This is a genomic window from Pseudarthrobacter sp. S9 (genome assembly GCF_050156545.1).
Classification (GTDB): Bacteria; Actinomycetota; Actinomycetes; order Actinomycetales; family Micrococcaceae; genus Arthrobacter.
Map to the genome: position 1 here is coordinate 1,147,418 of NZ_CP189576.1, position 22,524 is coordinate 1,169,941.

Annotated in this window: 9 protein-coding genes, 1 tRNA gene and 3 rRNA genes; 4 read left to right on the forward strand and 9 right to left on the reverse strand. The window is 63.8% G+C overall.

All coding sequences use genetic code 11. The features are described from left to right. Window positions 1–22 precede the first annotated feature (22 nt). The 3 genes from ACQCSY_RS05360 to ACQCSY_RS05370 form a co-directional block, all read right to left on the reverse strand. The gene (locus ACQCSY_RS05360; protein WP_427133829.1) at window positions 23–3,556 is read right to left on the reverse strand and encodes a choice-of-anchor D domain-containing protein; all 3,534 of its coding nucleotides are present in this window, start codon (window positions 3,554–3,556) and stop codon (window positions 23–25) included. Window positions 3,557–4,009: 453 nt separating this feature from the next. Next, a tRNA-Thr gene (locus ACQCSY_RS05365) sits at window positions 4,010–4,086 on the reverse strand. A gap of 205 nt (window positions 4,087–4,291) precedes the next feature. Further along, window positions 4,292–5,182, reverse strand: a complete 891-nt coding sequence (locus ACQCSY_RS05370; protein WP_427133830.1) for a DsbA family protein — start codon at window positions 5,180–5,182, stop codon at window positions 4,292–4,294. Window positions 5,183–5,453: 271 nt separating this feature from the next. On the opposite strand from ACQCSY_RS05370, the gene ACQCSY_RS05375 reads away from it, so the two are divergent. The 4 genes from ACQCSY_RS05375 to ACQCSY_RS05390 all read left to right on the forward strand — a co-directional run bounded on the left by ACQCSY_RS05375 (window position 5,454) and on the right by ACQCSY_RS05390 (window position 10,650). Continuing rightward, the gene (locus tag ACQCSY_RS05375) at window positions 5,454–6,863 is read left to right on the forward strand and encodes an alpha,alpha-trehalose-phosphate synthase (UDP-forming) (protein ID WP_427135691.1); all 1,410 of its coding nucleotides are present in this window, start codon (window positions 5,454–5,456) and stop codon (window positions 6,861–6,863) included. Further along, the gene (gene otsB / locus ACQCSY_RS05380) at window positions 6,853–7,692 is read left to right on the forward strand and encodes a trehalose-phosphatase (protein WP_427133832.1); all 840 of its coding nucleotides are present in this window, start codon (window positions 6,853–6,855) and stop codon (window positions 7,690–7,692) included. Before ACQCSY_RS05375 ends, otsB begins: the two co-directional genes overlap by 11 nt. Before the next feature lie 272 nt (window positions 7,693–7,964). Next, window positions 7,965–9,047: an ABC transporter ATP-binding protein gene (locus ACQCSY_RS05385; RefSeq protein WP_427133834.1), complete on the forward strand. Its 1,083-nt coding sequence runs from the start codon at window positions 7,965–7,967 to the stop codon at window positions 9,045–9,047. A 187-nt stretch (window positions 9,048–9,234) separates the two neighbouring features. Further along, complete coding sequence (locus tag ACQCSY_RS05390; RefSeq protein WP_427133836.1) at window positions 9,235–10,650, forward strand: DUF4032 domain-containing protein; 1,416 nt, start codon at window positions 9,235–9,237, stop codon at window positions 10,648–10,650. Window positions 10,651–10,709: 59 nt separating this feature from the next. Here the strand turns inward: ACQCSY_RS05390 and ACQCSY_RS05395 are convergent, their stop codons facing one another. The 6 genes from ACQCSY_RS05395 to ACQCSY_RS05420 form a co-directional block, all read right to left on the reverse strand. Continuing rightward, complete coding sequence (locus ACQCSY_RS05395; RefSeq protein WP_427133837.1) at window positions 10,710–12,080, reverse strand: FAD-binding oxidoreductase; 1,371 nt, start codon at window positions 12,078–12,080, stop codon at window positions 10,710–10,712. 58 nt (window positions 12,081–12,138) lie between these two features. Beyond that, window positions 12,139–12,630 (reverse strand): SRPBCC domain-containing protein, encoded by a 492-nt coding sequence (locus tag ACQCSY_RS05400; RefSeq protein WP_427133839.1) that lies wholly within the window; start codon window positions 12,628–12,630, stop codon window positions 12,139–12,141. Window positions 12,631–12,752: 122 nt separating this feature from the next. Next, window positions 12,753–12,869: ribosomal RNA gene (gene rrf / locus ACQCSY_RS05405) — 5S ribosomal RNA — on the reverse strand. Window positions 12,870–13,119: 250 nt separating this feature from the next. Then, window positions 13,120–16,266: ribosomal RNA gene (locus tag ACQCSY_RS05410) — 23S ribosomal RNA — on the reverse strand. A 541-nt stretch (window positions 16,267–16,807) separates the two neighbouring features. Beyond that, window positions 16,808–18,333: ribosomal RNA gene (locus ACQCSY_RS05415) — 16S ribosomal RNA — on the reverse strand. Together the 16S, 23S and 5S rRNA genes form the textbook arrangement of a ribosomal RNA operon. A 492-nt stretch (window positions 18,334–18,825) precedes the next feature. Continuing rightward, entirely contained in the window at window positions 18,826–22,524 is a 3,699-nt protein-coding gene (locus ACQCSY_RS05420; protein ID WP_427133841.1) for a 1,4-alpha-glucan branching enzyme, read from the reverse strand.

Genomic DNA, 22,524 nt, shown 5'->3' on the forward strand with positions numbered 1-22,524 from the left:
AACCCCGGGAACGGCGCTAGCGCTATCCGCTAACCACGCCCGTCGTCGAGCTCCAGACCAGCCGGCCGCCGCGGAAATCCGATTCACGGCCGACGGGAACTGCGAACTCGTCGGTGATTGGGTAGCCAAGGCTGCCCGTCTCCCGACCGAGCGCGGCCCACTTGGCCCGTATCAAACCGTGGACCTCGTGAGCCCCGGTCGTTGGCGTCCAGTAGATCGAGCCCCCACCCGAACCGGAGAAGTCGTTGAACCGCCCCACCCCACCCGCTGTGCCCGTCTCGTCGGTCACCGGATAGCCAAGCTTGCCCGTCTCCCAACCGAGCGCGGCCCACTTGGCCCGGATCAAACCCCGCACCTCGTGCGCCCCGGTCTTTGGCGTCCAGTAGATCGAGCCCCCACCCGAACCGGAGAAGTGGTTGAACCGCCCCACCCCATCCGCCGTGCCCGTCTCGTCGGTCACCGGATAGCCAAGCTTGCCCGTCTCCCAACCGAGCGCGGCCCACTTGGCCCGGATCAAACCCCGCACTTCATGCGCCCCGGTCTTTGGCGTCAAGTAGATCGAGCCCCCACCCGAACCGGAGAAGTGGTTGAACCGCCCCACCCCATCCGCTGTGCCCGTCTCGTCGGTCACCGGATAGCCAAGCTTGCCCGTCTCCCAACCGAGCGCGGCCCACTTGGCCCGGATCAAACCCCGCACTTCATGCGCCCCGGTCTTTGGCGTCCAGTAGATCGAGCCCCCACCCGAACCGGAGAAGTGGTTGAACCGCCCCACCCCATCCGCCGTGCCCGTCTCGTCGGTCATCGGGAAGCCGAGGAAGCCGGCGGCACCACCCGCCGCGCTGTAGCGGGCGAAGATCGAACCGTGGACTTCATGCGCCCCGGTCGCTGCCGACCAGCAGATCACCCCTTTCGTGTAATCCTGACACTTCCCAGCTGCCACGGGGTATTCTCCGGTGAGCGCTACCCCGAGGGTCGACCCCAGGTTGCCGGCGCCGCTCTCCTTTGCTTTGACAGCGATTGGGTCGTCGGTGCCGTTGCCGGTGAGCATCACCTTCATCGCGCCCTGGCCGTCGTCCGCGGTGATCAGATAGTACGTGTCCAGCGTCCCGGCCTGCCCGATGGCCGACGGCGTGAAGGTCACACTTTGGAAGGCGGAGTCACCCGCGGGGATTTTCAGGCCCTCGGAAATGGGAGTGGCCGTTGTGAAGACCCCTTGCGGCGCCTTGGCCTTGGTGATGGTCATTGGGACGTTTCCGGTGTTTTGAATCGTGAAGTCCCTGGTGGCCGATAGCCCCACGGGGACGTCACCAAAGTCCAGCGAGGACGGCAGCTGCAGGTGCGCCGTTCCGGACACGGCGGTGGCGGTCACAGGCACAGTCACCGGACCGCGGTCGCTGACGACCGTCAGCGAGTCTGCCACCGGATCCGCCGTCGTGGGACTGAAGGTGAGGGAGACCGGCACTGACGCGAGGGGTTGGATCTGCTGTCCCACCGCGGGCAATGTAGCCGGGTCTACAGTGAGCTGTGAGTTGGCCGGCAAGGTGACGCCGGTGATCGTGGCGACGGTTGTGCCGGTGTTGACGATGTTCACTGTCTGCCGGCTAATCGTCTGTGTCGGCACGTCGGTGAACTCGACCATGGCCGGAGTCGCACCCAGGCCGTCCTTCGTGCCGGTCCCATGGACACCAATGAGGTCTGTCTCGCCGTCGGACGCCGTGACCGTCAACGTGCCGTCGGCCTGTCCGGCAGCCGTCGGCGAGAAGTTCACCGGGACCGTGAGGCTGCCGCTCGACGCCAGCGTCTGAGGCAGGGAGACCGAACCGATGCCGAATGGGGCACCTGTCGTGATGGAGTTGACGGTTACGGCTCGCGAGGCGGTGATCGTCACCGTTGCGGTTACGGTGGAACTGACCTCGGCGCTGCCGAGGTCAGTGTTCTTCGCCCCTACCGCTGAAGTTGTCGGGGCACCGAAGGCGAGCACATGCCCGTCGCGGGTGCCGACGTACACACGGCCGTTGTCAGTGGCCACCGACGAGAACTTGGCCCCTGTACCAAGGGGGGCGCTGAATACTTGCGTGAGTTTCCCGGTGTTGTCCGGGAGTGCCCGGTAGGCCCGCAATTCCGCACCAGTCCCTGTCGGTCCGCTGACGTAGACCACCCAGACAAGGGCGGAAGAATCGTCCGTGCCGTTGGAGGTCACTGACGGTGCACCCGAGCTGAACCCGAACGTGCCGGTTGACGTCCCGACCGAGGCGAGCTTGATGCCGCCCGTGATGCTCGGCAGGAGCTTGTGCGCGCGCAGGTAACCCTTGCTCTCGACGGTGTAGATGTACCCGCCGTTGCTCGTCCCGAGGAATGCGGGCCGTCCCCACACTCCGTTATACGGGCCGGCTTCGTCGAGGATGGCGTCGGTTCCGCCGTCCCCCTGCCCCATGCCGCCCAGGTTGTCTCGGTCCAGCAGGTAGACGTGTCCGTCCTTGCCGACCTGGGCCATCAGGTGCGGGTGCGCCGCGGTGCCATAGCCGTCCGGGATCCCGATCGGTGCCCCAGAACCCAAGTCGGCGTCGTTTAGGTTCAGCTTGGCGTTGGCGGCGGGGCTGAAGAAGTCAGTGGGCTTCAGGGTGCCGTCCGCGCCGACCTGGAGCCGGACCACGGACTCCGCCAGGGTGGCCGGGGGCGATGTGCCCGGGCCGGGCTTCGGGGAGATGCCGTTCCCGGTGGAGAACAGGATCTGACCGGCACCGTCGGACACCAGTCCTCCGCCGGATTGCCAGATCCCCCCCTCCGCGAAGCCATTGCCTGACTCGGTGGCCCACATCGTTGTCTGCTGGCCGCCGGTCGACACCCCGACGACGTAGCCGACGAAGGGGACGACGTCGCAGTGGCTCGCGAAACCCGCGTATACGACCCCGTCCATGAGCAGCAGCCCAGGCCGCTGCATCGCGGTCATCGCGTTGAACGGGCGGCTCGGGTCGTTCGTCGGTGCGCCGCTGATGAGGACGGGGAACCCGGGCTTCTCCGCTCCTGTGACCACATCGAGAGAGTGCATATACCAGTGCGGGAGCTGGACAGTCGCTCCGTCATTCGTCTTCGCCAGCAGGAAGACGCTCTTCGTAGCGGGGTCGTACACCGGGGTGGACGTGATTCCAATATTCGGAGTGAGGTCGCCGCAGCCCACGGTCGACGCCGGCCACGCCGGCCCGAGGTTGCGCGACCACTTCGCCGCGCCCGTGATGCCGTCCAGCCCGTAGACGGCATTGTTTTCAGTCGCGGCAATCACGGTGCCGCCCACCACAAGTGGCTGGGCATAGACCTGCCCGTCCACGGGTGCCGAGAACAGTTTGCCGAAATTCGAGGATGCAACCGACGATGGCGAGAGCGTGGGCTCGTTGCTGTCCCACCCCGTCCGCAGCGAAGTGTGGGCGATCGTCCCCACGTCCGCGGCGGCGATGCCGCTGACGTACAGCGGGGCAAGTGCGAGGAGTGCCGATACAACGGCGGCCCATGCACGTAGGGGCCGGCGAAAGACGCCCTTTTCACTGTGGACAGTACTCAACACCCAAGGTTTTGGTTGACCACGCATATTGGAGACCCGCTTCTAAGCGCCGTTGAACTGACTCGATGGAAGGAGCCTAGGTACCGGAAACGAGCCGCACAGGAGTGGCGCCTACCCGTCTTCTGGCGGCGGACTCTCACTTTTCAGCCAGCGCTACTTGCCCGGTGTGTGCACGGATCCAAGTGACTACTTTGTTGGCTGGAAGCTGAGACGGCGGCGGGTTCCACTGCGCGGGGCGATCGCGTGCGCCGCGTCGGTCGCCAGCGCGGTGCAGAACCCGTCGGGGTAGCGATGCATGGGGCCCCTGTGAGCTTCGCTTGGATGAGGCCGAGAGGGTGGTGACCGGGGCGCGTGTTCCCTAGGTGAGCGCCTCTTTCGGCGTACGGCGAATGGAAAAAAGAAAAGCCCCTGCCGCAGCCCGACCGGGCTCTGACAAGGACTTTCTGATTTCGTTGGGGCCCCCTGTCGGATTCGAACCGACGACCCCCGCTTTACAAGAGCGGTGCTCTGGCCAACTGAGCTAAGGAGGCATTCCTGTGCCGTCCGGTACCCGGCCGCAACAGGGCCGGCGCCTGGACGCTAGATAAGGTTAGCCCACGGACGCCCAGTGGTAAAACGATGGCAAGAACGCAGGCTGCGGAGCAAGAGGAGGGCCCTGTCCCGGACAAATCCTGGACCGGGCCCTCCTGACGCCCGTGCGCGGCGCCGGGCCCGGCGCGCCGCTTCTTGCCGGCGTTACTTCTTCGCGTCGATGGCGGCCTGCAGGAACTTGTCGAACGGAGTCTGGGCGCTATCACCCTTGCCCCACTGCTTGCCCTCGACAAACACGCTCGGCGTGCCCGTGACACCAATCACTTGTGCTTCCTGCGTGGTGTGCTTCACGTAGGGGCGGTAGGTCTTGTCATCCACGCACTTGTCGATGCTCTTGGCCCCGGCATCCGTGGCCATCTTCTTCAGCTCCGCGTCGGACAGGCCGGCGGAGCCTTCGGCGGGCTGCTTCTCAAAGAGCGCGTTGAAGAAGCCCGAGTACTTGTCCGGGGACCCGTTCACGACGCAGGCGACAGCATTGGCCGCGCGGGAGGAGTAGTTGGTGGTGGACCGGTTGTCCAGGAAGCCCAGCGCGCGGTATTCCACCGTGATCTTGCCTTCGTTGCGCAGCTTCGTGAGCGCCTCGTTATACTGCGTCTCGAAGTTCTTGCACACCGGGCAGATGAAGTCGATGTAGAGAACCACCTTGACCGGCTTGCCGGCTTCGGCCTCGGCGCCGGGCGGGGTGACCTCTGCCGGCGGCGTGCCCGGAGCGGAGGGTAGGTCAGCGATTTTCACCGTGCCGGGATCGGACTTCGCGACGTCGGTATTGGCCAGCAGCGTGACACCGCCGTGAACGTTCCCGTTGGCCGGGGTGGACCCTTCGTCGGCGATCGGCTCGTTGTTCTTGATGCCCGTGGCGACCACGAGGGCCACGATCGCGAGGATGGCCACAACGGCCACGACAATGCCCCAGCCGATGAGCAGCTTGTTGCGCTTGTCCTTCTTCAGCTGAGCCTCGCGGATCTCACGTGCTTTCTCGCGGGCCGCGGCAGTGCGCTCTGCCTTGGACTGTCGGGGTTCGTTTGCGGGGCTCATTAGTTCCTCGTGTCGATCGGCCTGGGAAGGTCCACCCAGTGGCAATTTCATCATTTTAGGGGAGAAAACCGAGAGCTTGCGCTTTCAAGTTTCCTTCCAGCCTCCCCAACGGACGAATAGCACGGAAGATTCCGTGCGGCTAGGGTGGGTTGAGAGCCACGAGCGACCCCAGGGGGCACCAATGGAAGCAACCAAAAAGGCGGACCCGCAAGCCGGGGCCGAGGCCGGACGTGACGGTCGCGCCGAGGAAGCAGCAGCCCAGTACGACTTCATGGTGGTCTCCAACCGCCTGCCCGTTGACCGTTGTTCGACGGACGAGAGCGGGTGCGAGGACGGCTGGCGCCGTTCCCCCGGCGGACTCGTGACGGCGCTGGCGCCGATGATGACCAAGACCGAAGGCGCCTGGGTGGGCTGGCACGGCGCACCCGACGAGACCGTCACGCCCTTCAGCCACGGCGGCATTGACCTCGTCCCCGTCCAGCTGAGCACGGAGGACATCGAGCATTTCTACGAGGGCTTCTCCAACGCCACTCTGTGGCCGCTCTACCACGATGTGATCGCCCCGCCGGAGTTCCACCGGACCTGGTGGGACTCGTACCGGAGGGTGAACAGACGGTTTGCCGACGCCGTCATCCGCCACGCGAACCCTGGCGCCACCGTCTGGGTGCAGGACTACCAGCTCCAGCTTGTCCCGAAGATGCTCCGTGAGGCGCGCCCGGACCTGAGGATCGGGTTCTTCAACCACATCCCGTTCCCGCCGCCGGAGATTTTCGCGCAGCTCCCGTGGCGCCGGGCGATCATCGACGGCTTGCTGGGCGCCGACCTCGTGGGCTTCCAGCGCAGCAGCGACGCCGGGAACTTCATGCGCTCGGCCCGCCGCTTCCTGGGCGCCAGCGTCAAGCAGCAGCAGATCCACGTCAGGGGAATCGACGGCCACACCACCCATATCGCCCGCGCCCAGGCGTTCCCCATTTCCATCGATGTCAAGCAGATCAGCGAGCTGGCGCGGAAGCCCGAAGTCATTGAGCGCGCACGCCAGATCCGCCGGGACCTCGGGAATCCCCAGACCATCCTGCTCGGCGTCGACCGTCTCGACTACACCAAGGGCATCCGCCACCGGCTCAAGGCCTACGAGGAACTGCTGGCGGAAGGCAAGGTCACGGTGGAAAACGCCTCCCTGATCCAGGTGGCCAGCCCCAGCCGGGAACGCGTGGAGCAGTACCGCCTGCTCCGCGAAGAAGTCGAGGGCACCGTGGGCCACATCAACGGCACCTACGACACCATGGAGAACACGGCCGTCCGCTACCTGCACCACAGCTACCCCATCGAAGAAATGGTGGCACTGTACCTGGCCGCGGACGTCATGCTGGTCACCGCACTGCGCGACGGCATGAACCTCGTGGCCAAGGAATACGTCACCGCCCGGACGAACAATGACGGCGCACTGGTGCTCAGTGAATTCGCCGGCGCCGCCGACCAGCTCAAGCAGGCCCTGCTGATGAACCCGCACGACATCGACGGCCTCAAGGACACCATCATGAAGGCCGTCAATATGCAGCCGGCCGAGGCGGGCCGCCGGATGCGGGCCATGCGCAAGCAGATCCTGGATCACGACGTCGACCTCTGGTCCTCCGATTTCCTGACCGCGCTCGATGAGAAGGTGGTCCGCGATGACTTCTGAGGCGGCCGGTGCCGGCGAGGCCGGCACGAACAATTCAGGCATGACGCCGCTCTCGCTCTCCCCCGAGCTGCTGGAGGCGGTGCACCGCGTCGCCGGCACCGAACACCTGCTGGTGGCGATGGATTTCGACGGCACCATGGCGCCGCTCGTGGATCATGCTGCCGACTCGCGCGCGCTCCCCCGGTCGGCGACCGCCTTCGCCTCGCTGGCGGAACTTCCGCAAACGACGACGGCGCTCATCTCGGGACGGGCCCTGGCCAGCCTGCGGGCGGTCGCCCTCCCTCCGGAGAACACCCTGCTAATCGGCAGCCACGGGGCGGAAGTCTGGATGGGCCCGGGTTCCTCCCAGTTGGTGCTCGACGACGCCCAGCGGGTGATGCTCGCCAGCGTCCGTGAGGTGCTGGAGGAGATCGCCGGCGAGGCGCCGGGAACCCTGCTGGAGGACAAGCCGGCCGGCGTCGTGCTGCACACCCGACTGGCGGCCGACGACGTCGCCGAAGATGCCGTGGCCGCGGCCCGTGCCGTCCTGCAGGACCGGCCCGGCGTCTTCCTGAAGACCGGTAACCGCGTCCTGGAGACCTCCGTGGTCCATGCCTCCAAGGGCGAGGGCGTCGCCTTCCTGCGGCAGGCGACCGGTGCCACGGCCATGGTCTTCGCCGGCGACGACACCACCGACGAGGACGCCCTGGGCAGGCTGGTCCCGGGCGACCTTGGCGTGAAGGTGGGACTCGACTTCACCCAGGCCCAGTTCCGGGTGGAGTCCCCGGTCCACATCTGCGAGCTGCTCGAAGCGCTGCTGCGGGAGCGCAAACGGGCTCTCAGGTCCTGAGCTGTTTTGCCGGGTAAACGAGGCGGTCAACCGAGCCGGGTAAGCAGTATCACATGTGACATCTGTAACATTTTGGTCCTAATGCCATATATCTGACATACTCTGTCAGTGATGTGGCGCACAATTACCGTGCGGCGTCATTGGATACTCCTCGGCTTCGGCCGGGGAGTATGCGCACGCTTGATGCTTACAACTGAATAAACAACTGAATACAAAGAACCATTCACTACGGATCGTCCGGCACGTACCTGCCGGTGAAGGGATTGATAACTGTGGCTACAGTTACTTTTGATAACGCTACGCGTCTGTACCCGGGCACGGATAAGCCCGCTGTTGACAAGCTCAACATTGAAATCGCCGATGGCGAATTCCTGGTCCTCGTCGGACCCTCAGGCTGTGGAAAGTCGACCTCCCTGCGCATGCTTGCGGGTCTCGAGGACGTGAACTCCGGCCGAATCCTCATCGGCGACCGCGATGTCACAGACGTGCCGCCCAAGGACCGCGACATCGCCATGGTTTTCCAGAACTACGCCCTGTACCCGCACATGACTGTCGCGGACAATATGGGCTTCGCGCTGAAGATCGCCGGCATCAGCAAGGAAGAGCGTGCGGAGCGCGTCCGTGAAGCCGCCAAGCTGCTGGACCTCGAGCCGTACCTGGACCGCAAGCCGAAGGCACTCTCCGGCGGCCAGCGCCAGCGTGTCGCCATGGGCCGTGCCATTGTGCGCAACCCGCAGGTCTTCCTCATGGATGAGCCGCTGTCCAACCTCGATGCCAAGCTCCGTGTGCAGACCCGCACCCAGATCGCGTCCCTGACCCGCCGCCTGGGCGTCACCACCGTCTACGTGACCCACGACCAGGTCGAGGCCATGACCATGGGTGACCGCGTAGCTGTGCTGAAGGACGGCCTGCTGATGCAGGTGGACACCCCGCGTAACCTCTACGACAAGCCGAAGAACGTCTTCGTGGCCGGCTTCATCGGCTCCCCGGCCATGAACCTGCTGGAGCTGCCGGTGGTCGACGGCGGCGTGCAGTTCGGCGGCACCGTCTACCCGGTCCCGCGCGACGTCCTCGAAGAGGCTCACGGCCAGACCGTCACCCTCGGCTCCCGCCCTGAGGACCTTGAGACCGTGGCGCAGGGCGACGGCCTCCAGGTTGAGGTCGACGTCGTCGAAGAACTCGGCGCCGACGCCTACGTTTACGGCCACACCACGCTGGACGGCCAGAGCCACGACATCGTGGCCCGCGTCGACGGCCGCCGCCCTCCGATGAAGGGTGAATCCATCTGGGTCCGTCCGCAGTCCGGCCACGTCCACCTGTTCGACACCAAGACGGGCCTGCGCCTGGGCGACTAGCCTCCATCGGGTGGCTGAGCCCCGGGGGTTGAGCCTGTCGAAACCACCGCGAACGGCACCCGAACATCGCATCCGGCGGCGGTCCTCCCCAATGGGAGGGCCGCCGTCGGCGTTTAACTGCGCCCTTTGATCTAAGTGCCCGGCCCGTTCGTTAGGGCCGTTGCCCTTCGTACGGAAGAATTGGTTCATGACCGAGGAAAACAATGCCCGATGGCACGACGAACCCACCGACTACGGTCAGATCGGCAAACTGCCGCGGTTCGAAGCCGCCAGCGCCAACGATGAGAAGGCCTCCGTCGCCTCCAGCTCGCTGAGCATCACCGCTGCCGCCACCGATCCCGAACTGCTGGATCTGCCATGGCACATCGCTCTGGAGGACTGGCCGGCCGAGTACCTCGCCGCCCTCCCCCGCGGCATCTCCCGCCACATCGTGCGCTTCGCCCACCTCGGCGGGTCCGTCATTGCGATCAAGGAAACCTCGGAGCACATCGCCCGCCACGAGTACCACATGCTCCGCAAGCTCGCCCGGCTGGACGTCCCCTGTGTGGAGCCGGTCGCCGTCATCACTGGGCGCACCACCCCGGACGGCCGGCCGCTGAACCCCGTGCTGGTCACGCGGCACCTCAAGTTCTCCATGCCGTACCGCGCGCTCTTCTCCCAGATGCTGCGCAAGGACACCCTGACCCGCCTTATCGATGCACAGGCCCTCCTGCTGGTCCGGCTGCACCTGATCGGCTTCTACTGGGGCGACGTCTCGCTCTCCAACACCTTGTTCCGCCGCGACGCCGGCGCGTTCGCCGCCTACCTGGTGGACGCCGAGACCGGCGAACTGTATCCGGACCTCTCCACCGGCCAGCGCGAGTACGATCTGGAAATCGCCCGCGTCAACATCGCCGGCGAGCTCATGGACCTCCTCGACGGCGGCCTCATCGAGGAGAAGGTGGATCCGGTGGCCACGAGCGAACTCATCATGGACAGCTACCGGCGCCTGTGGACGGAACTGACCGAGAAGGAGTCCTTCGAGATCGGTGAACGCTGGCGTGTGGCAGCCCGCATCCGGCGACTCAACGAGCTGGGGTTCGACGTCGAGGAATACATGATCAAGACCACACAGAACGGCTCCACCATCCAGCTCCAGCCCAAGGTGGTGGACGCGGGACACCACCAGCGCCGGCTGCTCCGCCTCACCGGCCTGGACGCCCAGGAAAACCAGGCCCGCCGGCTGCTGAACGACATGGACTCGTTCCGGGCGGACAACAACCCGGGGATGGACGAGGAATACAGCGCCCACCTGTGGGTCAGCCAGATCTTCGAGCCGGTTGTCCGCTCCATTCCCCGCGACCTCTCCGGCAAACTCGAGCCGGCGGAGGCCGTGCACGAGATCCTGGAGCACCGCTGGTACATGTCCGAAAAAGAGAACCGGCACATCCCGCTGGCCGAGGCTGTGCAGTCCTACATCGACTCCGAGCTGCGCCACCGCCGGGACGAGGCGGCCATCATGCTCAACCCGGACACGGAACTGCTGAAGATCCTCGAGGTAGAGACCGAGGAATCGCGCTACGGCGCCGAAGCCGACGACGAATACCCGGACGCCGACGACTGAGCTGTATGACTGAGCTGTACGGCGCACCGGAGCACATTGACCGGGATTAAATTGAAGGGCTAAATTGCCTTGCCAGGGTTGAGGATGCCGGCGGGGTCGAACAGCTCCTTGATCCGGTGCTGCAGCTCGCGCACCGGAGCCTTCTGCTCAAGCCCGAGCCAGCGCAGCTTGTACTGGCCGATCCCGTGTTCCCCCGTAATGGTGCCGCCCATTGCCAGGGCCACGGTGATGGATTCGTCCAGGGCCGCACCGAGTCGGGTCATGGCGTCGCCGTCCACTGCGTTGCCCACACGGTCCACCCAGAAGGTAGGGTGCAGGTTCCCGTCGCCGGCGTGCGCCACGACCTTGAGCTGGACCTGGTGCGCCGCTGCCATGGCCTCGAGGGCCGCCACATAGTCCACCAGCCGCGAGCGAGGCACGGCGACGTCCTCCCCCACCCGGTATTCGTCGTCCACCTCCACGCCGCGGCTGTTGCGCCGCAGCTCCACGAGCTGCTCGGCCTCCGCGTTGGCCTCCGCCGTGACCACCGCACCGCCGGCCGCGAGCACCGGCCGGATGGCTGCCGCCTCCGCCGCGGCGCCGAAGCCGTCGGTCTGGATCAGCAGCAGGGACGCACCCCGCGAGGACAGGTCCGAACCGTGCACGTCATCGAGCCGGGCGAGCGAGCCGCCGTCGAGCAGTTCCATGATGGCGGGCTGCACGCGGGCCCTTCCCACGGCGAGGACGCCCGCCGCGGCACTGCGGAAATCCGGATAGAAGGCGGCGATCGTGTGCACCTCCCGCGGCAGGTACTTAAGGCGGACCGTCACGCCGACGACGATCCCCAGGGTCCCCTCCGAGCCGACGAACAGCCCGGTCAGATCATAGCCCGCGACGCCCTTGAAGGTCTGGTGGCCGGTGTGGATGAGGGAGCCGTCCGCCAGCACGACGTCGAGGGCCAGGACGGAGTCCCGCGTCACCCCGTACTTCGCGCAGCGCAGCCCACCCGCGTTGGTGGCCACGTTGCCGCCGATGGTGGATATCTTGAAGCTGGCCGGGTCCGGGGCATACATGAGCCCGTGCACGGCCGCGGCGGCGTTGAGGTCCGCGTTGATGACGCCGGGTTCGACGACGGCGGTCTCGTCATCCGGGTTGAGGTCCAGGATGCGGTTCATGCGTTCAAGGCTCAGCACGACGCAGCCCTCAGTGGCATGGGCCCCGCCGGAAACACCGGTGCCTGCCCCGCGCGCGACGACAGGCACACCGTGCGCCGCGCAGGCGCTGACTGCGGCCTGGACGTCGGCCACGGATTCCGCACGGACCACGGCCTGCGGCAGCTGGTAGTCCAGCACCGGGGCCTGGTCCACGGCGTGGGCGGCCAGCGTGATGGCGTCCACTGCGACTTTCGCCGCGCCTAGGACAGTGGTCAGTTCCTCAACGATGCTGCTCATGCGGCCTCCGGTTCCATCACTTACGGCCTTCAGGCGCCGGATACTGGGCCGTTGGACCTCAGTCATCCGAACCGCCCATGAACCGGACGAAGCGCTCCAGGACACCGGGCCAGCCGGCCTCGTACTCAGCCCGCGTTGCGGCCGGGTCCTCGGCGCCTTCCCAGCCGGTATGCACCAGTCGAAGCTCGGCACCGCCCTCGACCGCTTGGAAAGCTACCCGGAGCTCGGTTGACCACAACGCCGAGGTTGCCGGGTGCCAGGAGGCGTGGAAGGACAGCGGGGGCTGCCAGTCGTCGATCGAGCCCCAGATCGCCGTCCGGCCGTCGTCTGCCGTCTCCACGATCAGGTTCTCTTCAAACTCGACGTAGGAGCCGGTGCCGTACACACTGTGGTCTTCAAGGGGCCACCAGAGGTGCGCGTGTTCCGTGAAGCCCATGAAAGCCCTGGCGACGGTGCCAGGGACCACTACTGTGCAGATGACGGGGTCCAGCCCGTCCGCGGGCTGCGGCTCCGGGCTAGCGGAAGAGGCATGGCTGAAGAGGTTGTCCATGGGGACCAACTCTACCCGGGACGGCCGGCGCAGCCCGAGCCGTCGGCCTCGGGCGCTTACTTTTTAGGTGTTAAATGGCTCAGGCCCCGACATTCCTTGTCGGGGCCTGGGCTCTAATTTATGTCCGGCGGTGACCTACTCTCCCACACCCTCCCGGGTGCAGTACCATCGGCGCTGTGGGTCTTAGCTTCCGGGTTCGGGATGGGACCGGGCGTTTCCCCCACGCTATGACCGCCGTAACCCTTCGTCCCGTCCCGCCGGGTGTGCCCGGGGGTGGGAAATCTGTGGTTACAACAAATGTGGTTCCACCGTTGCCTGACCTGGGCCGGGCGTGGTGGTGTTGTTATTGTGTTGTGGTTTTTGTTCCCTGGAACAACTATACCGGTAAGGGTTTGTTGTCTGGGAACCACATAGTGGACGCAAGCAGTCTTGTTTTCTTTTTTACCGCCGTTGGTGTGAACGTCTTTTGACGCCGTTCACCGGTGGTGTGTGGTGTAAGTTATCGGCCTATTAGTACCGGTCAGCTTCACGAGTCGTTGGTCCTCGCTTCCACATCCGGCCTATCAACCCAGTGGTCTGGCTGGGGGCCTCTCACACACAAGGTGTATGGAAATCTCATCTCGAAGCGAGCTTCCCGCTTAGATGCTTTCAGCGGTTATCCCATCCGAACGTAGCTAATCAGCGGTGCACTTGGCAGTACAACTGACACACCAGAGGTTCGTCCGTCCCGGTCCTCTCGTACTAAGGACAGCCCTTCTCAAATTTCCTGCGCGCGCAGCGGATAGGGACCGAACTGTCTCACGACGTTCTAAACCCAGCTCGCGTACCGCTTTAATGGGCGAACAGCCCAACCCTTGGGACCTACTCCAGCCCCAGGATGCGACGAGCCGACATCGAGGTGCCAAACCATGCCGTCGATATGGACTCTTGGGCAAGATCAGCCTGTTATCCCCGAGGTACCTTTTATCCGTTGAGCGACGGCCATTCCACAATGTACCGCCGGATCACTAGTCCCGACTTTCGTCCCTGCTCGAGATGTCTCTCTCACAGTCAAGCTCCCTTGTGCACTTACACTCGACACCTGATTGCCAACCAGGCTGAGGGAACCTTTGGGCGCCTCCGTTACTTTTTAGGAGGCAACCGCCCCAGTTAAACTACCCATCAGGCACTGTCCCTGACCCGGATTACGGGCCGAAGTTAGATGTCCAAAGTGACCAGAGTGGTATTTCAACGATGACTCCACCCGGACTGGCGTCCGGGCTTCCACGTCTCCCACCTATCCTACACAAGCCACTCCGAACACCAATACCAAACTATAGTAAAGGTCTCGGGGTCTTTCCGTCCTGCTGCGCGTAACGAGCATCTTTACTCGTACTGCAATTTCGCCGAGTTTATGGTTGAGACAGCGGGGAAGTCGTTACTCCATTCGTGCAGGTCGGAACTTACCCGACAAGGAATTTCGCTACCTTAGGATGGTTATAGTTACCACCGCCGTTTACTGGGGCTTGAATTCTCAGCTTCGCCTTGCGGCTAACCGGTCCTCTTAACCTTCCAGCACCGGGCAGGAGTCAGTCCGTATACATCGTCTTGCGACTTCGCACGGACCTGTGTTTTTAGTAAACAGTCGCTTCCCCCTGGTCTCTGCGGCCCCTGCACGCTCCGGACAGCAAAGTGTCCATCACGCTGGGGGCCCCCTTCTCCCGAAGTTACGGGGGCATTTTGCCGAGTTCCTTAACCATAATTCTCTCGATCGCCTTAGTATTCTCTACCTGATCACCTGTGTCGGTTTGGGGTACGGGCGGCTGAAACCTCGCGTCGATGCTTTTCTCGGCAGCATAGGATCACCGAATCCCCCCTCACGGGGGTCCCGTCAGATCTCAGGCATCATGAACGGCGGATTTGCCTACCGTTCGCCCTACATCCTTAGACCGGGACAACCATCGCCCGGCTCGGCTACCTTCCTGCGTCACACCTGTTAATACGCTTGCCTCCCGGGATCAGGTCCCGCGCTCCACCAAAACCCGCACATCCCGAAGGACGATCGGGCAGGTTTCGGGCGGTTAGTGTCCCCGTTCGGCATGGACGGTTTTTCACCGGTACGGGAATATCAACCCGTTGTCCATCGACTACGCCTGTCGGCCTCGCCTTAGGTCCCGACTTACCCAGGGCAGATTAGCTTGACCCTGGAACCCTTGATCATTCGGCGGACGGGTTTCTCACCCGTCTTTCGCTACTCATGCCTGCATTCTCACTCGTGTGGGCTCCACCGCTGGTTTACACCGCGACTTCACTGCCCACACGACGCTCCCCTACCACTCCGGACGCCTGAACCAACCCACAAGGGGCGGCTTGGCTGTTGTCCGAAATCCACAACTTCGGCGGTGTACTTGAGCCCCGCTACATTGTCGGCGCGGAATCACTTGACCAGTGAGCTATTACGCACTCTTTTAAGGATGGCTGCTTCTAAGCCAACCTCCTGGTTGTCTTCGCAACTCCACATCCTTTCCCACTTAGCACACGCTTAGGGGCCTTAGTTGGTGGTCTGGGCTGTTTCCCTCTCGACTATGAAGCTTATCCCCCACAGTCTCACTGCTGCGCTCTCACTTACCGGCATTCGGAGTTTGGCTGACGTCAGTAACCTTGTAGGGCCCATTAGCCATCCAGTAGCTCTACCTCCGGCAAGAAACACGCAACGCTGCACCTAAATGCATTTCGGGGAGAACCAGCTATCACGAAGTTTGATTGGCCTTTCACCCCTACCCACAGCTCATCCCCTCCATTTTCAACTGAAGTGGGTTCGGTCCTCCACGACGTCTTACCGTCGCTTCAACCTGGCCATGGGTAGATCACTTCGCTTCGGGTCTAGATCACGCCACTGCAACGCCCTGTTCAGACTCGCTTTCGCTACGGCTTCCCCACACGGGTTAACCTCGCGACGTAACACTAACTCGCAGGCTCATTCTTCAAAAGGCACGCCGTCACAGCTACTTGTGATTACTCACGGCTGCTCCGACGGATTGTAAGCACACGGTTTCAGGTACTGTTTCACTCCCCTCCCGGGGTACTTTTCACCTTTCCCTCACGGTACTGGTCCGCTATCGGTCATTAGGGAGTATTTAGGCTTATCAGGTGGTCCTGACAGATTCACACGGGATTTCTCGGGCCCCGTGCTACTTGGGATACCTCCCAGGCGGTGCACAACATTTCGGTTACGGGGCTCACACCCTCTACGGCCGGCCTTTCAAGACCGTTCACCTATGTCCACACTCTCACCTTCCCAGCCCGGCAGAGCTGGTATGGAAAGTCCCACAACCCCGACCATGCAACGCCCGCCGGCTATCACACATGGAACGGTTTAGCCTGATCCGCGTTCGCTCGCCACTACTGACGGAATCACTATTGTTTTCTCTTCCTGCGGGTACTGAGATGTTTCACTTCCCCGCGTTCCCTCCACGCACCCTATGTGTTCAGATGCGGGTCACCACGTCGCCTTGCGACGCGTGGCGGGGTTTCCCCATTCGGACACCCTGGGATCACAGTCCGGTTATCGACTCCCCCAGGCTTATCGCAGATTCCTACGTCCTTCTTCGGCTCCTAATGCCAAGGCATCCACCGTGTGCTCTTAAAAACTTGACCACAAAAGATCAAAAACTACTTCACGAGAGAACCACGGAAACCACACCGCAACCAGCCACACCCGAAGGCACAACCAAGTCCACGGCACAGATCCAGGTTCATATTCTTGGAAATTGCTTCTTATAAAAGATGCTCGCGTCCACTATGTAGTTCTCAAACAACAACCCCGTACCCCACACCCCACACACACCCCCAAGGGGCTCCGTGCATGATCGGCGCGGCCAGGAAACCAGAAACAAACGTCCCGCACCGCACACCCGCCACCGACAAAACGGGAACAGGCATGCGCCGCGGTCCTGTTGCCTCAGGACCCAACAGTGTGCCAAACACTACCCGGCAGCATCAATCCGGTGACGTTCCAGGACCCTCCCCGAAAGGAGTGTCCGTACTTGTTACCGGCCCGTGCCGCCAGGCACCTATTCGTTGATATTCCACCCGTGAGCACCCGCCGCAGAACAATCGTCTGCGCAGCGGGCATATACTCCTGACAGACTCTCGCATCCCGCATACACGGGACAGACAGCCTGTAGGTGCTCCTTAGAAAGGAGGTGATCCAGCCGCACCTTCCGGTACGGCTACCTTGTTACGACTTAGTCCCAATCGCCAGTCCCACCTTCGACAGCTCCCTCCCACAAGGGGTTAGGCCACCGGCTTCGGGTGTTACCAACTTTCGTGACTTGACGGGCGGTGTGTACAAGGCCCGGGAACGTATTCACCGCAGCGTTGCTGATCTGCGATTACTAGCGACTCCGACTTCATGGGGTCGAGTTGCAGACCCCAATCCGAACTGAGACCGGCTTTTTGGGATTAGCTCCACCTCACAGTATCGCAACCCTTTGTACCGGCCATTGTAGCATGCGTGAAGCCCAAGACATAAGGGGCATGATGATTTGACGTCGTCCCCACCTTCCTCCGAGTTGACCCCGGCAGTCTCCCATGAGTCCCCGCCACTACGCGCTGGCAACATGGAACGAGGGTTGCGCTCGTTGCGGGACTTAACCCAACATCTCACGACACGAGCTGACGACAACCATGCACCACCTGTGAACCGGCCGCAAGCGGGGCACCTGTTTCCAGGTGTTTCCGGTCCATGTCAAGCCTTGGTAAGGTTCTTCGCGTTGCATCGAATTAATCCGCATGCTCCGCCGCTTGTGCGGGCCCCCGTCAATTCCTTTGAGTTTTAGCCTTGCGGCCGTACTCCCCAGGCGGGGCACTTAATGCGTTAGCTACGGCGCGGAAAACGTGGAATGTCCCCCACACCTAGTGCCCAACGTTTACGGCATGGACTACCAGGGTATCTAATCCTGTTCGCTCCCCATGCTTTCGCTCCTCAGCGTCAGTTAATGCCCAGAGACCTGCCTTCGCCATCGGTGTTCCTCCTGATATCTGCGCATTTCACCGCTACACCAGGAATTCCAGTCTCCCCTACATCACTCTAGTCTGCCCGTACCCACCGCAGATCCGGAGTTGAGCCCCGGACTTTCACGGCAGACGCGACAAACCGCCTACGAGCTCTTTACGCCCAATAATTCCGGATAACGCTTGCGCCCTACGTATTACCGCGGCTGCTGGCACGTAGTTAGCCGGCGCTTCTTCTGCAGGTACCGTCACTTTCGCTTCTTCCCTACTGAAAGAGGTTTACAACCCGAAGGCCGTCATCCCTCACGCGGCGTCGCTGCATCAGGCTTGCGCCCATTGTGCAATATTCCCCACTGCTGCCTCCCGTAGGAGTCTGGGCCGTGTCTCAGTCCCAGTGTGGCCGGTCACCCTCTCAGGCCGGCTACCCGTCGTCGCCTTGGTGAGCCATTACCTCACCAACAAGCTGATAGGCCGCGAGTCCATCCAAAACCGCCGTAAAGCTTTCCACCCCCCGCCATGCGGCAGGAAGTCATATCCGGTATTAGACCCGGTTTCCCAGGCTTATCCCAGAGTCAAGGGCAGGTTACTCACGTGTTACTCACCCGTTCGCCACTAATCCCCCCAGCAAGCTGGGGATCATCGTTCGACTTGCATGTGTTAAGCACGCCGCCAGCGTTCATCCTGAGCCAGGATCAAACTCTCCGTTGAAGTAAAACAAAAACAGACACAACCAACACCCCCGGGAAAACGGGAGAAGAAGGCTGCACAAAATTTGAAACCAGCCAAAAACACCAGACCACACCACGGGGTGGCACGGTCCGGCAAATTCAACCAATCCATATAAATAAATTGGTATCAACAAACTTGGCACACTATTGAGTTCTCAAACAACAGACACACCCGGCACCCCCACAACCATCTATCGGTCGAGGATCGCTCCGGAGCAACTTTCCAAACTTACCCGGCCGCTTCACCCTTGTCCAATCGGCGATCCCGACTCAGTGATGCCATGGGCACCTGCGTCTTCGTTGCCGTTCAACTCCGGGGAGCAGCGCGGAAATAAACTCTACCACCACTTGGGCCCGGTGACAAAGCGTCCCCGATTGGGTTGCCGAAAAGCCCGGAATCACGGGGATTCCGGGCTCTTCACTCGCGGTCGCGCCGGGCGTCGCCCGGACTGCCGGCTCCCCGGAGTGCCGGCTAGGCGAGCGGCTTGAAGTACGCGGCACCCAGCGGGGGCAGCGTGACCTTGAGCGTGGCCGGCTGTCCGTCCAGGCCGCCATCGGTCGCTGTGAGTGTGCCGGCGTTCTCCACACCGGAACCGCCGTAGCTGGCGGCGTCGGTGTTCAGGACTTCCTGCCAGCCGCCGGCGGACGGCACACCGAGGAGATAGTCCTTGTGCGGGCCGCCCGAGAAGTTCATGGCACACACCAGCGGGTTCCCTTCCGCGTCACGGCGGATGAAGGTGAGCACATTGCGGTCCGAGTCACCGCCGTTGATCCACTGGAAACCGTCGGGTTCGTTGTCCCGCTCGTAGAGGGCAGGAGTCGAGCTGTAGAGCGCGTTCAGGTCCTTGGTCAGGAGCTGCACGCCGCGGTGCGCCGGGATATCGGCCAGCCACCAGTCCAGGCCATGCTGCTCAGACCACTCCGCCTCCTGGCCGAACTCGGTGCCCATGAAGATCAGCTGCTTGCCGGGGTGGGCCCACTGGTAACCCAGGAAGGCGCGGAGGTTCGCCAGCTGCTGCCAGCGGTCCCCCGGCATCTTGCGCAGCATCGAACCCTTGCCGTGCACGACTTCGTCGTGGCTGATCGGCAGGAGGAAGTTCTCCGTGAAGGCGTAGACCATGGAGAACGTGATGGTGCCGTGGTGCCATCTGCGGTTATAGGGATCCTCGGCCATGTACTTGAGCGAGTCGTGCATCCAGCCCATGTTCCATTTGAGGCCGAAACCGAGGCCGCCGTGGCTAGTGGGCGCGGTGACGCCGGGGAACGCCGTGGATTCCTCGGCGATCATGACCGCGCCGGGATGGGTCTTGTAGACCGTGGCGTTGACCTCCTGCAGGAAGGAGATGGCCTCCAGGTTTTCGCGTCCGCCGAATCGGTTCGGCTGCCACTGCCCCTCTTCGCGGGAGTAGTCAAGGTACAGCATGGAGGCGACGGCGTCGACGCGCAGGCCGTCGATATGGAATTCATCGAGCCAGTAGAGCGCGTTGGCCACAAGGAAGTTGCGGACTTCGCGGCGGCCAAAGTCGAAGATCAGCGTTCCCCAGTCGGGGTGTTCGCCTAGGTTCGGATCGGCGTGCTCGTACAGGGCTTCGCCGTCGAACCGGGCCAGGGCCCACTCGTCCTTGGGGAAGTGTGCCGGGACCCAGTCCAGCAGTACGCCGATGCCCGCCTGGTGGAGTTCATCCACGAGGTGCCGGAATTCATCCGGATGCCCGAAGCGTGATGTCGGGGCGAAGTAGGACGTAACCTGGTAGCCCCAGGATCCGCCAAAGGGGTGCTCGGCCACGGGCATGAACTCCACATGGGTGAAGCCCAGCCACTTGACGTACTCCACGAGTTCCTTGGCCAGCTCACGGTAGCCCAGGCCAACGCGCCAGGAGCCGAGGTGGACTTCATAGACGCTCATGGGCGAATTGTGGGGATCCCGGGCGGTCCGAGCCTCCATCCACTCGGCGTCCTTGAAGGCGTAGGAGGGCTCCACAACCCGGGACGCCGTCAGCGGCGGGATCTCGGTCCCGAAGGCCAGCGGGTCCGCCTTCTCCACCCAGTAGCCGTGCCGGGTCCTGAGTTCAAACTTGTAGCACGCCCCTGCTACAACGCCGGGGATGAACAGTTCCCACACCCCGGTGGAGCCGAGGGAGCGCATCGAGAACTCCCTGCCGTCCCAGCCGTTGAAGTCGCCCTTGACGCGGACCGCCTGGGCGTTCGGCGCCCACACCGCGAACGACACACCGTCCATGTCGCCAAGTGCGGACTTGTAGTGCTGCACGTGAGCGCCGAGCACGTCCCACAGTCGCTCGTGCCGGCCCTCCCCGATCAGGTGCAGGTCCACCTCACCGACGGTCGGAAGGTAGCGGTAGGGGTCGTCGGCAGCCTGCGGCTCGTGGCCCTTGTAGGTCACTTCGAGGCGGTAATCCGGCACGTGGCCGTGCTCCAGCGGTTCCAGCACTGCCACCCACACGCCGCCGGATTCATGGGTCATGGGAACCATTCCTGCCGCCGTGACGACTGAGACGGCTTCAGCCAGGTGCTTCACCGTCCGGATCGTGACATGGCCGTGGTCATCAAGGTGTGCACCCAGGACCGAATGTGGCGCGTGGTGTTCGCCGGACGCGACCCTCGCAAGGGTGTCCGCGTCCACCGGGAGTGGAGCGCCGGGCCGATCGATACGTGCTGATCCTGTCATTGTTATACCTTCCGCTGCGGCTTCGGCGGCTACGCCGGAACCTGTACTGCCGAGGAGACGACGTGATGCATTCACCGGGATGGAGAGCCAATCCGGTCTGTTCCTTAACTCATAAATCACTTCATAGAGGGCCTTGTCGAGCCACAGCGCCACAAAGAGCGGCGCGTCGCGGTGGATGCTGCCGGGGATGACCTCGGCGTAGCCGGCCAGGAAAGCCTCGGCGCAGTCGTCCACCCACGTCGCCGGCACCACGGCGCCGGGATACTCCCGCTCGGCTGCACCGGCGGCGTAGTCGAAGGACCGCAGCATGCCCACGACGTCGCGGAGCGGCACGTCGGCGAAATTGCGTTCCGGGATGGGCCGGAGGGGCTCCCCCTCGAAGTCGAGGATGGCCCAGCGCGGCGCCTTCCCGGAGTCTTCCGGGACCTGGAGGATCTGTCCGAGGTGGAGGTCGCCGTGGATGCGCTGCAGGGGGCCGGCGCTGCTGCCTTCAAGCCGCACGAGCAGCCGGTCCAGCGCGTCACCGTAGGGCCCGACGGCGCTTCCGGCTTCGGCCCAGGACTGCCGGACGCGCCGGGCGACTCCGGGAGCGATGTCGCGGCCCGGCACGGATTCGGAGGCGATGCCCAGTGCCTGGGCCAGCCGCCGGTGCACCGTGGCCGTGGCGACACCGAGCGCGTGCGCTTCGGCGGCGAATCCGGTGCCGGTGCGTGCCGCGTCCACGGCCAGCTGCCAGGCGTCGAGGCCGCCGGCGAGGAATTCGTGCGCCACGGCCAGCTCGCCGTGCGCGGGACGGGTGCCGCCCGGATGGTCGCCCGTCCCCCATTCGCCGGTGACCCAGCCGAGGGTCGCCGGGACTTCGGCGGTGCGTCCCGCGGTCAGTGCGGCGCCGATTTCCACCTCCGGGTTCTGGCCTTCGGAGAGCACGCGGAAGAACTTCACGATGGCGGCCGAGCCGCCGTCGTCGACGATCACCGAGCTGTTCGACTGTTCGCCGGAGAGCACCTTGACCGTGCCGGTTGCCAGCGGCAGGCGGTAGCCGGACTCGACCAGGTGGCCGGTGGCGTTCCCGGACGGCGTGGTCCCGCCGCTGCGCATGAGTTCCAGCCACGCGGCGACGAAGGCGGGGTCGTGCACGCCGTCGTAGACCCAGCGGCGGGCAGCCTCCCCGGCTGCACTTTCGGCTGGACCACCGGAGCCGGAGCCGGGAAGTTCGCCGATCAGGGCTGACTCCGCACCGGGCAGGGGTGAGCGGCGGAAGCTGAGCGGCACCTGGACAGTGTCGGTGCGGCTACCTTCGGCGGTCGGATACGTCACCGCGACCAGCAACACCTCAAGCTCGGCCCCGCCGCGGCCGTCATCCAGGCGCAGGCCGCCGGCCGGCTCGAAGGTGAACTCCGCGCTCTTGACCGGGAACCAGCGCTGGCGGGGAAGCCAGGCACCGAGCAATCCGCCAAGGGCTGGGGTAAGGGTCGGTCGGGTCAT

Coding starts and splice junctions, on each gene's coding strand:
- ACQCSY_RS05370 (WP_427133830.1), bottom strand. CDS start 5,182: ATGAGCCCCGCAAACGAACCCCGACAGTCCAAGGCAGAGCGCACTGCC.
- ACQCSY_RS05375 (WP_427135691.1), top strand. CDS start 5,454: ATGGTGGTCTCCAACCGCCTGCCCGTTGACCGTTGTTCGACGGACGAG.
- otsB (WP_427133832.1), top strand. CDS start 6,853: ATGACTTCTGAGGCGGCCGGTGCCGGCGAGGCCGGCACGAACAATTCA.
- ACQCSY_RS05390 (WP_427133836.1), top strand. CDS start 9,235: ATGACCGAGGAAAACAATGCCCGATGGCACGACGAACCCACCGACTAC.
- ACQCSY_RS05395 (WP_427133837.1), bottom strand. CDS start 12,080: ATGAGCAGCATCGTTGAGGAACTGACCACTGTCCTAGGCGCGGCGAAA.
- ACQCSY_RS05400 (WP_427133839.1), bottom strand. CDS start 12,630: ATGGACAACCTCTTCAGCCATGCCTCTTCCGCTAGCCCGGAGCCGCAG.
- ACQCSY_RS05420 (WP_427133841.1), bottom strand. CDS start 22,524: ATGACCCGACCGACCCTTACCCCAGCCCTTGGCGGATTGCTCGGTGCC.